Origin of the sequence: Collinsella aerofaciens (assembly GCF_040915545.1) — a bacterium.
GTDB lineage: Bacteria > Actinomycetota > Coriobacteriia > Coriobacteriales > Coriobacteriaceae > Collinsella > Collinsella aerofaciens_BE.
In genome coordinates this window covers 1-15,216 of sequence record NZ_JBCPDH010000003.1, presented here as the reverse complement: position 1 = coordinate 15,216, position 15,216 = coordinate 1, and the positions used below count along the sequence as shown (strand labels likewise).

At 62.4% G+C, this 15,216-nt stretch carries 9 protein-coding genes and 1 tRNA gene; 9 read left to right on the top strand and 1 reads right to left on the bottom strand.

The features are described 5' to 3' along the window. The first annotated feature begins 153 nt into the window (after positions 1-153). The 9 genes from gdhA to AB5202_RS01470 all read left to right on the top strand — a co-directional run bounded on the left by gdhA (position 154) and on the right by AB5202_RS01470 (position 13,894). Positions 154-1,509, top strand: coding sequence for an NADP-specific glutamate dehydrogenase (gdhA, locus tag AB5202_RS01510; protein WP_368144395.1), 1,356 nt, complete (start codon positions 154-156; stop codon positions 1,507-1,509). Positions 1,510-1,750: 241 nt separating this feature from the next. Next, positions 1,751-2,653: an FAD binding domain-containing protein gene (locus tag AB5202_RS01505; RefSeq protein ID WP_368144397.1), complete on the top strand. Its 903-nt coding sequence runs from the start codon at positions 1,751-1,753 to the stop codon at positions 2,651-2,653. Next, entirely contained in the window at positions 2,653-5,484 is a 2,832-nt protein-coding gene (locus tag AB5202_RS01500) for a molybdopterin-dependent oxidoreductase (protein ID WP_368144398.1), read from the top strand. The genes AB5202_RS01505 and AB5202_RS01500 overlap by 1 nt, the downstream gene beginning before the upstream one ends. 138 nt (positions 5,485-5,622) lie before the next feature. After that, positions 5,623-5,706 (top strand) — tRNA-Leu (locus AB5202_RS01495). A gap of 88 nt (positions 5,707-5,794) precedes the next feature. Continuing rightward, positions 5,795-7,096: a trigger factor gene (tig, locus tag AB5202_RS01490; RefSeq protein WP_161145190.1), complete on the top strand. Its 1,302-nt coding sequence runs from the start codon at positions 5,795-5,797 to the stop codon at positions 7,094-7,096. Positions 7,097-7,259: 163 nt separating this feature from the next. Further along, positions 7,260-7,880, top strand: coding sequence for an ATP-dependent Clp protease proteolytic subunit (locus AB5202_RS01485; RefSeq protein WP_022095182.1), 621 nt, complete (start codon positions 7,260-7,262; stop codon positions 7,878-7,880). A gap of 1 nt (position 7,881) precedes the next feature. Continuing rightward, positions 7,882-9,288, top strand: coding sequence for an ATP-dependent Clp protease ATP-binding subunit ClpX (gene clpX / locus AB5202_RS01480; RefSeq protein ID WP_368144399.1), 1,407 nt, complete (start codon positions 7,882-7,884; stop codon positions 9,286-9,288). A gap of 287 nt (positions 9,289-9,575) precedes the next feature. Further along, positions 9,576-12,272: a valine--tRNA ligase gene (locus AB5202_RS01475; protein WP_368144400.1), complete on the top strand. Its 2,697-nt coding sequence runs from the start codon at positions 9,576-9,578 to the stop codon at positions 12,270-12,272. A gap of 278 nt (positions 12,273-12,550) precedes the next feature. Next, entirely contained in the window at positions 12,551-13,894 is a 1,344-nt protein-coding gene (locus AB5202_RS01470) for a bifunctional folylpolyglutamate synthase/dihydrofolate synthase (RefSeq protein ID WP_368144401.1), read from the top strand. A 105-nt stretch (positions 13,895-13,999) separates the two neighbouring features. Here AB5202_RS01470 and AB5202_RS01465 read toward each other — a convergent pair whose 3' ends face one another. Then, positions 14,000-15,088, bottom strand: a complete 1,089-nt coding sequence (locus AB5202_RS01465) for a M24 family metallopeptidase (protein WP_368144402.1) — start codon at positions 15,086-15,088, stop codon at positions 14,000-14,002. Positions 15,089-15,216 lie beyond the last annotated feature (128 nt).

Genomic DNA, 15,216 nt, shown 5'->3' with positions numbered 1-15,216 from the left:
GCTTCTACCTGCATCGTAATCAAAACGAAACATCTGCTCGTCGGCTTATGCGAAACTTTGCTGCAACAGTGCGATATTATCCATACTCGATAAAGCTCGCGGCGCATGGGGCGCCTCGAACGACACTTTTCTTTTCCATCAATTGGAGGAAGCATGAGCTACACGCAGAAAGTTCTCGAAGAGCTCAAGGCCCGCTATCCCGAGCAGCCTGAGTTCATCCAGGCCGCGACCGAGATTCTCGGCACCATCCAGCCGGCGCTCGACGCCCATCCCGAGTACGAGGAGGCCGCCCTGCTTGAGCGCCTCGTCGAGCCCGAGCGCATCGTCATGTTCCGTGTTCCCTGGGTCGACGACCAGGGCAAGGTTCAGGTCAACCGCGGTTACCGCGTCGAGTTCAACTCTGCCATTGGACCCTACAAGGGCGGTCTGCGCTTTAACCCGACGGTCACCCTGGGTATGCTCAAGTTCCTGGGTCTGGAGCAGATCCTCAAGAACAGCCTGACCACCCTCCCCATGGGCGGCGGCAAGGGCGGCTCCGACTTTGACCCCAAGGGCAAGTCCAACAACGAGATCATGCACTTCTGCCAGTCCTTCATGACCGAGCTCTATCGCCACATTGGCCCCAACACCGACGTTCCCGCCGGCGACCTGGGCGTTGGCGGTCGCGAGGTTGCCTACCTGTTCGGTCAGTACAAGCGCCTGACCAACGAGTGGACCGGCGTCCTCACTGGCAAGGGCCTCTCCTTTGGCGGTTCGCTCGCCCGTACCGAGGCCACCGGCTACGGCCTGGTCTACTTTGTGGACGAGTACCTCAAGAGCCGCGGTGACTCCTTCGAGGGCAAGAACGTCGTCGTTCACGGTTCCGGTAACGTCGCCATCTACGCCGTCCAGAAGGTCTCCCAGCTCGGCGGCAAGGTGCTCGCCTGCTCCGATACCCACGGCTGGGTCGAGGATCCCGACGGCATCGACTACACCGTGCTCGAGCATGTCTACAACAAGAAGCGCTCCGGCCACGACAAGGGCGTTACGCTCGCTATGTACGTTGACGAGAAGCCCAACGCCGTGTGGCACGAGGGCGACGGCCGCGGCGTATGGCAGCTTCCCTGCGACATCGCGCTGCCCTGCGCTCGCGAGAACACGCTGCTGCTCGAGGACGCCCAGGCGCTTGTCGCCAACGGCTGCAAGGTGGTCGGCGAGGGCGCGAACATGCCCACGACCATCGAGGCCACGACCTACTTCCAGGAGAACGGCGTCGCCTTTATGCCCGGTAAGGCTGCCAACGCCGGCGGCGTGCTCGTGTCCGGCCTGGAGATGAGCCAGAACGCCGAGCACCTGTCCTGGACCTTCGAGGAGGTCGACGGCAAGCTCGAGCAGCTCATGCGCGGCATGTTCCACAACGTGGACGACACCGCCAAGGAGTACGGCGAGGAGGGCAACTTCGTCATGGGCGCCAACATCGCCGGCTTCCTGAAGGTCGCCGACGCCATGCTCGCCCAGGGCGTCTGCTAAATCTTCGCTCGACATAGCATGCGATGAGGCTCCCAGCTATCCGGCTGGGAGCCTTTTCTATCCCGGAGGACTCCTCATAACTTGCGGTGATATACGGACTGTTTTGCGTTCCAGAACGGCTAATCAGTCCGTATATCACCGCAAGTTATGGATGGGTGGGTGGATTTTGTCCTAAAACGGTGTGCGGCCCCTCGTTTGGTACACTTAAAAGTACTGGACAAGTGAAGAGATGGGGGAGAACGTGCTCAAGTTCGGTACCTACGTCCGTGTTGGAAACGCGGCCGAAGCCTATGAGCTCTTACAGAAGAACCGCAACAACAAGATTGTGGGAGGCGGCATCTGGATGCGCCTGGGTTCGCGTCGCGTGGCGACGGCGATTGACCTTTCGGCCTGCGGACTCGATCAGATCGAGGAGACCGAGACCGAGTTTCGCATCGGTGCCATGTGTACCCTGCGCCAGCTCGAGCGCCATGCCGAGCTCAACGCGCTTGTCAACAATGTCTTTGAGTTCGCCGTCCACGATATCGTGGGCGTGCAGCTGCGCAATACCGCCACGGTGGGCGGCAGCATCTACGGCCGCTTTGGCTTCTCGGACGTTCTCTCCGCCTTCCTCGCGCTCGATTCCTATGTTGAGCTGACGGGCGCCGGCCGCGTGCCGCTCGCGGAGTTCGTTGACATGGGCTACGTGCGCGACGTTATCGAGCATGTCGTGGTCGTCAAGCACGATTACCGTGCGAGCTACGAGGCCGTGCGCAAGGCCGCGACCGACTTTCCCTCGCTGAACTTTACCGCCGCCTGGTGGGACGGCTCCTGGCATGTCACCGTGGGCGCCCGCCCGCTGCGCGCGACCCTGCTGCAGGGCGAGGCATGCGGCCTTACCGCCGAGCATCCTTCCGAGGACGAGCTTCGCGCCCTGGCCGCATCCGTGCGCTCGCTGGGCTACGGCACCAACCTGTGGGGCTCGGCCGAATACCGCCGCCGCATCTCGGCCCCGTTGGCGATTCAGGCCGTGCGCCGCGCCGCCGGCATCGAGCTTTCGGCCGCGCTTGCCCGCGAGCTCGAGACCGTGCAGGTCCCCAAGTTTGCCACGGACGAGTATTCCTGCCGCCGCGTGCCCGGCGTCGATTCTAGCGAGGTGCGCTAATGGCTGCCAAACTCATCGATCTTTCCTTTACGCTCAACGGCCGTAAGGTCAAGGTTCAGATTGCCCCCGACACCATGCTCTTTGCGCTGTTGCGCGAGCAGGGTTGCGCGTCGGTGCGCTGCGCCTGCGAGACTACCAACTGCGGCCTGTGCACGGTGTGGCTCGACGGCGACCCGGTGCTGAGCTGCTCGGTTCCCGCCGCCCGTGTTGAGGGCCGCTCCATCACCACACTCGAGGGTCTCAAGGCCGAGTCTGAGGCGCTGACCCGCGCAATGGCTGCCGAAGGCGCCGAGCAGTGCGGTTTTTGCGCTCCCGGCCTCATCATGAACGTGCTGGCGCTTGCCCGCGCTGCCAAGGAGGACCCGAGCCTCGTCGCCACGCGCGAGGAGCTCTCGCGCCAGCTCGCCGGCAACCTCTGCCGTTGCAGCGGCTACGAGAGCCAGTTGCGCGCCATCGTGCGCTTCCTCAACGAGTCCGGCGTGCAGGTGGGCTTTGAGATGCCCGAGCTGCCGGTCAACGACACCAGTTCTGACGGCGTCTCCTATAAGCAGATCACTCATAAGCAGCCCAAGAAGGACTCGAAGGCCCTGCTCGAGGGGCGTCCCGTCTACACGGGCGACCTGGTGCCCGCCGGCGCCCTGATCGTCAAGCTCAAGCGCAGCCCCTATGCCCGCGCCAAGATCCGCTCCATCGATACGTCGCGCGCCCTGAAGGTGCCCGGCGTCGTGGGCGTCTACACCTACGAGGACGTGCCCAAGCGCCGCTTTACCATCGCCGGCCAGAGCTATCCGCAGCCTTCGCCTTACGACCGCCTGATTCTCGAGAACCTCGTCCGTTACCAAAACGAGGAGGTGGCGATCGTCGCCGCCGAGACCGAGGAGGCCGCCGACAAGGCGCTCAAGCTCATCAAGGTCGACTACGAGGTGCTTGAGCCCCTGCTCGACTTTACCAAGGCACTCGATAACGACATCGTGGTTCACCCCGAGGGCGACGTGACCTTTATGTTTCCGCAGGGCGGCGACGTTGCTCGTAACCTGGTGTGCAGCGGTACCAGCGATTTTGGCGATCTTGATGAGGCGTTCGCCCAGAGCGACATCGTCTTCACCCGCACCTACACCAGCCAGGCCACGCAGACCGCACCCATGGAGACCTTTCGCGCCTTCGCGACGACCGACGCGTTCGGGCGTATCTCGGTGACCACCTCTACGCAGGTGCCCTTCCACGTGCGCCGCATGGTCGCGCAGTCGCTCGACATCCCGCAGTCGCAGGTGCAGGTCATTAAGCCGCGCATCGGCGGCGGCTTTGGCTCCAAGCAGACGGGTTGCTGCGAGATCTTCGTTGCGTTTGTGACCCAGCAGACCGGCCGTCCGAGCTACTGCTGCTATACCCGCGAGGAGACCATCACCGCGGGCAACTCGCGCCACCAGATGCAGATGACCGTTAAGCTGGGCGCCATGAACGACGGCACCATCACGGCCATCGATCTGCATACGCTGTCCAACGCCGGGGCCTATGGCGAGCATGCCACCACGACGATCGGCCTCTCGGGCCACAAGAGCCTGCCCATCTACAACCACGTGAAGGCGAGCCGCTTTAGCTGGGACGCCGTCTACACCAATACCAACCGCGGCGGCGCGTATCGCGGTTACGGTGCCACCCAGGGTCAGTTTGCCGTGGAGAGCGCTGTCAACGAGCTCGCCGACATGCTGCACATGGACCCCGCCGACCTGCGCCTTAAGAACATCGTGCGCGAGGGCGAGATCATGCCGCAGTACTACAACGAGAAGCTCAACGCCTGCGCGCTCGACCGCTGCCTGCTGCGCGCGATGGACATGATCGGCTGGCGCGACAAGCCGCTGGCCGTGGACCTGGGCGACCGCGTGCGCGCCCTGGGCTGCGCGCTTACCATGCAGGGCTCGGGCATCTCCAACGTGGATATCGCCGGCATCGACATGCGCCTTGAAGAGGACGGCTTCATTACCATTGGCACCGGCGCCACCGATAACGGCATGGGCGTCGACACGATCCTGGCGCAGATTGCCGCCGAGGAGCTGGGCGTGGAGAGTTCGATGATCGTGGTGCGCGGCGTGGACACCGATGTGTCGCCGTTTGACGCCGGCTCGTACGCGAGCTCGGGTACGTACGTGACGGGCCTTGCCGCCAAGAACGCCGCGACCGAGCTGCGCGAGAAGATTTGCGCCAAGGCCGCCCAGATGTGGGATGTGGACGTCGCCGATGTAGTCTTCGATGGTCAGTACGTGCGCCTGTCCGACGAGCGTGCCGCGCGCGAGCAGAACCGCTACCTCACGCTGCGCGACTTTGCCAACCTGTGCGTCAAGAATATCGCGGGCGGCGACGCGCTCACCTCGCATGCTTCTGCCTGCCTGCCCGTTTCGCCCCCGCCGTTTATGGCCGGCATTGCCGAGGTCGAGGTCGACAAGGCTACCGGCAAGGTGACCGTGGTGGATTACGCCGCTGCCGTCGATTGCGGCACCGTGATCAACGAGGCGCTCGCGCGCGTCCAGGCCGAGGGCGGCATTGCCCAGGGTATCGGCCACGCGCTCTACGAGATCGTCGAGCACGATGACCGCGGCCGCCTGCGCACCGGCAACTTTATGAGCTACAAGCTGCCCACGCGCCTGGATATCGGCAGCATTCGCGTGGCCTTTGAGCCGAGCTACGAGCCGACGGGCCCGTTTGGCGCCAAGTCGATCGGCGAGGTCGTCATCAACACGCCGCTCGCCGCCGTGGCCTCGGCCGTGGCACACGCCACCGGACATCAGGTCCGCTCGCTGCCCATCACGCCCGAGAAGGCCCTGCTGGGGGAGTAGCGGGTCAGCGAACAAGTCGTAATTGGCGGGGCGGGGCAACTCGCCCCGCCTTTTGCACTCATGGTGAGGTCGTGAGCTAAAAACGTGTGCGTGCGCTTGCCGCTCGTATCTGCTATCATTCCTAGTCTGTGCGCTCATGCGGGCGTGGCGGAATTGGTAGACGCGCCAGATTTAGGTTCTGGTGGGATTCCCGTGAAGGTTCGAGTCCTTTCGCCCGCACCAACGCACCAGCGTCGGCCTCGGCCGTCGCGACTCTTTGTTGCATAAAGGTACCAGCACCTCAGATAAGCTGGGCAGTATGAGGAGGAACGTGTTGAACATCACCGCTTCTGACGTCAAGGACGCCAAGCTCACCGCTACGGTCACCATCCCGGCCGCCGACGTCGACGCCGCGATCAAGAAGGCCTACAAGGACACCGCCAAGAAGTACCGCTTCCCGGGCTTCCGCGCCGGCAAGGCTCCCCGTCCGGTCATCGACTCCGCACTTGGCGCCGAGGCTACCCTCGCTCAGGCCACCAACGACCTGATCGCCGCCAACGAGCCCGCCGTCCTCAACGAGCTGGACATCGTCCCCACCAAGAACGGTGACTACAAGGACCTCGACCTCGCCAAGGATCACGAGGACTACACCTACACCGTCGAGTTCTCCCTGCGTCCCGCCGCTGAGCTCTCCTCCTTCGACGCTGTCGAGATCGAGATGCCCCCTGCGGAGGTCACCGAGTCCGAGATCAACAATCAGGTTGAGATGCTCCTCAACTACCGTGCCACCTTCGAGGACGTCGAGGGTCGCGCCGTCGAGGCCGAGGACTACGTTACCGTCGACCTCAAGGCCGTCGAGAACGCCGACAACTTTGCCGCCGAGGGCCGTATGCTCATCGCCGGTAGCGACAGCAACCCCAAGGAGTTCAACGAGGCCCTGATCGGCGCTAACGTTGACGACGTCAAGACCGTCACCTGGACCGACGAGGTCGAAGAGGGCGAGGAGGCCGAGACCCACACCGTCGAGGTCACCGTCAAGGGCATCAAGGTCCGCAACACCCCCGAGCTCACCGACGAGCTCGTCAAGTCCGACTTTGGCTTCGACAGCATCGACGCTATGCGCGACGCCATCAAGATCGAGATCGAGCAGGACAAGGCTTCCCGCCTCCCGGCGGAGAAGGAGAACCGTTGCGTCTCCGCTCTCGCCGAGCGCCTGCAGCTCGACGAGATGGATGCCGACTACGAGCAGTCCGTCTTTGAGGAGCTTGGCCAGAACTTCCTGTCCAACCTCGCTGCCCGCGGCATGACCCTGGACACCTGGCTGCCCGCTTCCGGCCTGACCATGGAGCAGTTCATCGGCGACCTGCACAAGCAGGCCAACGACGTTGCCCGTGAGTCCCTGGCTCTGGACGCCCTCGCCCGCGAGCTCAAGATCGAGGTCACCGAGGATGACATCAACGCTGAGTTCGAGAAGGCCGGCGTCAAGGACGTCGAGGCTTCCAAGGCCGAGTTCATCGCCGATGGCCGCATGCCTGCCGTCCGTGAGTCCATCCGTCGTTCCAAGGCCGTCGACCACCTGGTCGAGAACGCCAAGGTGACCGAGGTCGACGAGACCGCCAAGGACGCCGAGTAATTCTCGCCACCTTGCCCGCGAGCGCATGGGTGCGCCCGTGATGGGGTAAAGTTATACACCGGTTATCCGGTTGCTTCGTACGGTGCCAGCCAATGCATAGCATGCGGGCACCGTACGTTTATCTAGAACCAATTTGGTCCGCAAGAGAGAAATGGAGATGCGTATGATCGCCAAGTTCGATTCCGCCCTCGTGCCATACGTTATCGAGCAGACGCCGCGCGGCGAGCGCAGCTACGATATCTATTCGCGCCTGCTCAACGACCGCATCATCTTCTTGGGCGAGGAGATCAACTCCGTCAGCGCCAACCTGGTCGTTGCCCAGCTGCTGCATCTTGAGAGCCAGGATGCCGAGAAGGATATCTCGCTCTACATCAATTCGCCCGGTGGCGAGGTCTACTCCGGCCTGGCGATTCTTGACACTATGAACTTCATCAAGCCGCAGGTCTCCACCATCTGCGTCGGTATGGCCGCGTCCATGGCCGCCGTGCTGCTTTCGGCCGGCGCTAAGGGCAAGCGCTTCTGCCTGCCGCACTCCAAGGTCATGATTCACCAGCCCAGCGGCGGTGCCCAGGGTCAGCAGACCGAGATCGAGATCGTGGCCGAGGAGATCAAGAAGACTCGCCGCGAGCTCAACCAGATCCTGTCCGACGCCTCGGGTCAGCCCATCGAGAAGGTCCAGGCCGACACCGAGCGCGACAACTACCTGACCGCTGCCGAGGCCCTCGACTACGGCCTGATCGACCGTATCGTCACCTCACGCGATCTCGCCGCGAAGGACGCCTAGGATGGCAGGTAACATGCAGGACAACTTTGACGAGAACGGCAACCCCATCCGCTGCTCCTTCTGCGGAAAAGAGCAGGGCCAGGTTCGTCGCCTCGTAAAGGGCCCGACCAACATCTTTATCTGTGACGAGTGCGTCGCCGCCTGCTCCGAGATCTTGGAGGAGTCGCTTGCTTCGGACTTTATGGACGCTGCCCGCAACGGCAAGCTGCCGGGTTTCCTCAACGACCACGGCCAGGCTGCCGGGCAGCCCTCTATGGACCCCGAGGCCGAGGGCTTTGAGCTCGAGGACGACCGCCAGGTCATCACGCATGTGCCGACGCCGCACGAGATCTATGACGAGCTTTCGGCCTATGTTATGGGTCAGGAGGACGCCAAGCGCGCCATGTCGGTGGCCGTGTACAACCACTATCGCCGCGTGATCGAGGGCGGCGCCGCTCTTTCGGCCTTTGACGACGGCTTGGACTCGCAACTCGACGATGATATGGACGAGGTTGAGCTCGCCAAGTCCAACATCCTGTTGCTCGGTCCCACCGGTACCGGTAAGACGCTGCTGGCCCAGACGCTCGCGCGCATCCTCGAGGTGCCGTTTGCCATCGCCGACGCCACCGCGCTCACCGAGGCCGGCTATGTGGGCGAGGACGTGGAGAACATCCTGCTCAAGCTCATCAACGCCGCTGATGGCGACATTGAGCGCGCGCAGGTGGGCATCATTTACGTGGACGAGATCGACAAGATTGCCCGCAAGGCCGAGAACCTCTCCATCACCCGTGATGTTTCGGGCGAGGGCGTTCAGCAGGCGCTGCTGAAGATTCTTGAGGGTACGGTGGCCAGCGTTCCGCCCACCGGCGGCCGCAAGCATCCCCAGCAGGAGCTGCTGCAGATCGACACGACGAACATCCTGTTCATCTGCGGCGGTGCCTTTGTTGGTCTGGATAAGATCATTGCCGATCGCGTGGGCAACAAGGGCGTGGGCTTTAACTCCGAGATTGCCGGCCCCACCTCGGTCGACGAGAACGACCTGCTGCGCCAGGTGCTCCCGCAGGACCTCAACGCCTTTGGCATGATCCCCGAGTTTGTGGGACGTACGCCCGTCGTCACCCAGACGCAGGCGCTCGACGAGGACGACCTGGTGTCGATCCTGACCGAGCCCAAGAATGCCGTGGTGCGTCAGTACCGCAAGATGTTCCAGCTCGAGGACGTTGAGCTTGAGTTTGAGGACGCGGCGCTGCACGAGATCGCCCGCATGGCGCTCGCCCGCAAGACCGGCGCCCGCGGCCTGCGCTCCATCTGCGAGGACGTGCTGCAGCAGACGATGTTCGACCTGCCCAGCGAGGAAGGCGTTTCCAAGGTCGTCGTGACCGAAGCGGCCGTCAAGGGCGAAGAACAGCCCCAGCGCATCTACGGCTAGACCTGCCTAAAACGTGTTTGCAAATAGCCTCCGGCCACCCGCGGTCGGAGGCTATTTTATATATGCGCAATAACCCCAACTACCTGTGTTATTCTGTGTGTTTGTTTAAGCCTCAGCGAAGTCATATCAGACTGAAGTAATCGATACCTAAGGGGAGGAATGTAGGCCCGATTTTCGTAGATTCCGCACGAGCCGAAGACCACTTAATGTGGTCTTCGAGCGAGCCCAGGACTTGACCGAGCGAAAATCGGGCCTACATTCCTCCCCGACGGGCAAGGGAGAGATATATGGAAGAAATGCCCAAGAACTACGATCCGTCGACCAACGAGCCGGCGATCCTGCAGAAGTGGCTCGACGGCGGTTACTACAAGCGCCGCGAGGGCGTGGGCGATTGCACCGTCACCATTCCGCCTCCCAATGTGACCGGCAAGCTCCACATGGGTCACGCCACCGATGACTCCATCCAGGACGCTATCGTCCGTATGGCCCGCATGCGCGGCAAGTCCACGCGCTGGGTGCTGGGTACCGACCACGCCGGTATCGCTACGCAGACCAAGGTCGACAAGAAGCTCAAGAGCGAGGGCATTAGCCGCCTGGAGATCGGTCGCGACAAGTTTGTCGACGCCTGCTGGGACTGGACCCACGAGTACGGCGGCATCATCGTCGAGCAGATCAAGCGTATGGGCTGCTCCGTCGACTTCGACAACGAGCGCTTCACCATGGACGAGGACTATGCCCAGGCCGTGCGCAAGGTCTTCTGCGACTGGTACCACGACGGCTTGATCTATCGCGGCAAGCGCATCGTCAACTGGTGTCCCAACTGCACCACCGCCATCTCGGACGACGAGGCCGAGTACAAGGACGAGAAGGGCCACCTGTGGCACCTGCGCTACCCGCTGACCGAGCCGGTCAACGGCCAGGACTACATCGTCGTTGCCACCACGCGCCCCGAGACCATGCTCGGCGACACGGGCGTTGCCGTCTCTCCTAAGGATCCCGAGAAGGCCGCCTTCGTGGGTAAGACCGTTAAGCTCCCCATCGTCGACCGCGAGATCCCCATCTTTGAGGATTGGCATGTCGACGCCAACTTTGGCTCCGGCTTCGTTAAGGTCACCCCGGCTCACGATCCCAACGACTACGCCATGGGTCAGGCTCACGACCTGCCGCAGATCAATATCTTCGACGAGCACGCGGTGGTCGTCGAGGGCTACGGCGAGTTCACCGGCATGACCCGCGAGGAGTGCCGCGAGGCCGTCATCAAGTGGTTTGAGGAGCATGACCTGCTCGATCACGTCGAGGACCACGACCACTCTGTCATGCACTGCTACCGTTGCGACGCCGTGCTTGAGCCGTGGCTGTCCGAGCAGTGGTTCGTCGCCGTCGACAAGCTCAAGGGGCCGGCGCTCGACGCCGTCAACTCCGGCAAGGTTACCTTCCATCCCGCGCGCTGGACACAGACCTACACCACCTGGATGGAGAACCTCAAGGACTGGTGCATCAGCCGCCAGCTATGGTGGGGCCACCGTATCCCTGTGTTCTACTGCGAGGACTGCGGCTGGGAGGACGCCCTTACCGAGGACACCGATGTGTGCCCCAAGTGCGGCGGTCATCACGTGCATCAGGACGAGAACGTGTTGGACACCTGGTTCAGCTCTCAGCTGTGGACTTTCGCCACGCAGGGCTGGCCGCAAAAGCCGGAGCTGCTCGAGGGCCATCACCCCACGACGGCGCTTGTCACCGCGCGCGACATCATCGCGCTGTGGGTCGCCCGCATGGTCATGAGCTCGCTGTACTTCCTGGACGAGGTGCCGTTTAAGGACGTCGTCATCTACCCAACGATCCTTGCCAAGGACGGCAGCCGCATGTCCAAGTCCAAGGGCAACGGCGTTGACCCCATGGACCTCATCGGCATGTACGGCGCCGATGCTATGCGCTACAACTTGCTCACGCTGTGCACTAACAACCAGGATGTTAAGTTCGACGCGAACATCGACAAGAAGACTAAGAAGCTTATCGACAGCCCGCGCACCGACCAGGCCAAGTCGTTTGTGACCAAGATCTGGAACGCCAGCCGCTTCCTGCTCATGAACATGGAGGGCTACACGCCCGGCGAGCCCGTCGTGGAGACGCCGGCCGACGCTTGGATGTTCAGCCGCCTGGCCAAGGCCGTGAACATGGTCACCGAGGGTATCGAGAACTACACCTTTGGCGACATGGCCCGCGGCGTGCAGCAGTTCTTCTGGAACGAGGTCTGCGACTGGTACGTTGAGGTCACCAAGGCCCGCCTGAAGGGCGAGGGCCGTCTGCAGGCTCAGCGCAACCTGATCTTTGTGCTCGATACTTCCATTCGCCTGATGCACCCGCTTATGCCGTTCGTTACCGAGGAGATCTGGGACAACATGCCGGCGAGCGTGCTCGACCTGGATGCCGAGGGCAACGTTGACCGCGCCGAGGCACTCATGATCGCCAAGTGGCCCGAGCCAGCCGACTACGCCAAGTATGTTGACGAGGACGCCGAGCGCGCGTTTGAGCTGTGCCGCGCCGTCGTGTCCGCCGCCCGCGCCACGCGTTCGCGTTATCGCTTGAGCCCCAAGGCCGAGCTCGACGTGGTCGTGCGTGCCGGTGCCGAGGACATCGAGAAGCTCGAGAGCCTGCGCTCGACCATCGAGCCGCTGGCAAACACCGCCTCGCTGGTCATGGGTACCGATGTCGAGAAGCCGTCTGCGAGCATCGCTGTTGTTGACAGCGGCGTCGAGGTCTTTGTGGTGCTTGAGGGCAAGGTTGACCTTTCGGCCGAGAAGGCACGCCTGGAGAAGGAGATCGCCGCGGCTCAGAAGGAGCTCGCCGGCTGCGAGAAGACGCTGGCCAACGAGGGCTTTGTGGCTAAGGCCGCGCCCGCGGTGGTCCAGAAGAAGAGGGACCGTGCAGCTGAGCTCAAGGAGATCCTGGCGGCGCTGACTGCTCAGGTTGCTGACTTCTCGTAGGGCTTACTGAGGGGCGCGTCCCGATGCTTTGCTCGCTACTGCGGACAGTCCTGCGCAAGACGGACAGCACATTAAGTGCTGTCCTTTGCGTGCGGAACTTGTATCGAGCAAAGCGTCGGGCCGCTCCTAGTGCAGTTACGTGGTTGTTTGCATCTGGTGCGTTAGGGCCACTGGGTTGTGGCCTTGATTCTGCTGCAAGCGGTGTTTGGCTGATATTTTGAATGGGAGGGGCTCGTTGTTTATTACGGGCCTCTTTTTATGTTGAGGGGACTTTGGTTATGGCGAAGCGTTCGGGGTTGTATTCGGTGCCGTTTGAGGTTCCGGAGCTTTCTTTTGATGAGGCTGTTGCACTTGCGGCCGATACGGGCAAGATCGCGCGTTATTCCACGCCGCTGCTCGAGACCGTCGTCGAGATGCTCGATGAGCTTGGTCGTCCTGACGAGTTCTATGATTGCATCCAGGTAGCCGGTACCAACGGAAAGACCTCGACGACGCGATTCTCGGCTGCCATTCTTCGTGGTGAGGGCCTTAAGACGGCACTCTTTACGTCGCCTCATCTGGTGCGATATCCCGAGCGTATGGAGATTGACGGAAAGGTCGTCTCAGACGAGGTCTTTGCCCATGGTGTCTCTGCGGCGTATGAGGCTGGTCGTCGTCTCAACGCACGTCGTGAGGCGGCGGGCGAGGAGCTCCGTTCTATTACGCCCTTCGATCTTTTGTCCGTGGCTGGTTTGACTATGTTTGCCGAGGCTTGCGTGGACGTGGCCGTGCTTGAGGTTGGCATGGGCGGACGCTGGGATGCCACAAGTGCGACCGATCCCGTGGCCGTCGCCATTACGGGCATTGGACTCGACCATACGAAGGTCCTTGGTGATACCCTCGAGGCCATTGCGGGGGAGAAGACTGCGGTTATAAAGCCTGGGCGTTTGGTTGTTTTGGGCGAGGGTACGCATGAGGCGAGTGTTCAGTGTGTGATGGATGCTCGTTGCCGTGAGTGCGGCGTTGTGCCGCTCGTGGTGAGCCATACGACGACCAAACTTCCGACACACGTGGGTGATACGGTGGAGTTTAGCTGCACCACGCCGCGCGCGATCTATACGTCGAGGATGGTTAAGCCGGCGTATCAGCCGCAGAATGCCGCGTGTGCGATTATGCTGTGCGAGGGCTATTTGGGTCGCGAGCTCGACCACGATGCACTCGACGCTTCGCTTATGGGTTGCCCCACGCCGGGTCGCTTTGATGTGCTGGGAACCGATCCGCTCAAGCTGATCGACGCCTGCCATAACCCTCAGAGCTGCGAGAACTTTGTGAGCGCGCTGGACGAGATCGATCCGTGCGTGGAGAAGCGCCCCACGCTGCTGTGTGCCGCACTGGCCGATAAGGACGTGGCGGGCATCGTTGACGTTCTGGTTCCGGCGTTCCCTCGCGTAGTCGTGACCCAGACCGATTCCGATCGCGCCCTGCCGGCAGAGGAGCTCGCCGCCCTGGTGGACGCCGATAAGCTCGCTGGCGTATATCCGAGTGTGTCCGAGGCCCTCGCTGCCTTCGATGCCGCCAACGAGCCCTTCGTAGCAGCCGGCACCATCACCCTAGCCGGCGAAGTAGCAGGCCTGTTGCGCTAGCCCATCCCCTCATCAGTTGCGGTGAAATAGTTCCTGTTTTTGGGTTCTAGCAGCCCATCCAGGAACTATTCCACCGCAACTTAGTTTGGGGGCTTGGGGACCAGGCTAGTCTAGGCGGACTGGGTCGTGGGGGTAGGCGTTGAGAATCTCGACGCCGGACTCGGTGACCAGGGCCAAGTCCTCGATGCGGACTCCGGTGCGGCCGGGGAGGTAGATGCCCGGTTCGATGGAGAACGTCATGCCCGGCTCGACAACCTGCTCGTTGGCAAGCGAGACGTCGCCCGGCTCGTGGTCCTGCAGGCCAATCGAGTGGCCCAGGCGGTGCGTAAAGTACTGCCCATAGCCCGCATCCTCAATCACGTCGCGTGCGGCGCGGTCCAGGTCGCACATGCGCACGCCCGGTGCGATGAGCGCCTCGGCGGCCTCGTTGGCACGGCGCACGATGTCGTAGATGCGCGCCGTCTTCTCGTCCGGCTCGCCCCAAAAGAACGTGCGCGTCATGTCCGAGCAGTAGTTGCGATGGCGTCCGCCAATGTCGAACAGCATCACGTCGCCACGCTTGAGCACGGTGTCGTCGGGTTCATGATGCGGGTCGCCGGCGTTGGCGCCAAAGCTCACGATGGGCGGAAAGCTAAAGCCCTCGCAGCCGTGCTTGCGATACAGGCCGAGCATCTGGTCGGCAATCTCGCGTTCCGTCACGCCCTCGTGGACGAGCTTGATGGCGTCGGCCATTACGGCGTCGTTAGCGACCGAGGACGCGCGCATCAGCCCCTGTTCGGCGGCATCCTTGTAGGTGCGTGCGGCGGTGACGGCAAAGTCACCCAGGAAAAACTCGCTGGCGGCGTGGCGCTCCATAAGCGGCATCAAAAAGCCGGAGCGCATGACGGCGTCGATGCCGAGCGGCTTGGTTGGGTCGATCTCACTCGCGATGGCATCGGTTACGACGTCGGTATCGGTGTGGTAGGCGACGCGGGCATTGTCGTATTCCGGCAGCTGGTGTAGAGCGTTGACTAGGATTACCGACTCGGCATTGCGCGCGAGCAGCACGCCACAAAAACGCTCAAACATATCGGCATAAAACCCGGTCAGATAGTAGATCGACCACGGGTCATTCACAAGCAGCTGCGCGCCGGGATGCTGAGCCTCGAGCGCATCGAGCACGCGCGCCACACGCTGGTCATCGACATGTGCCATGAAACATCCTTTCGCTAGGGTGCCACCATGGTATCCCAAGCCCGGCAGATAGGGACGTTCCTTTTAATATGAGCAGGACATTGTCAAGAGGCAAAATCGGGCCTGGCCCCAACGATATGGGGTCAGGC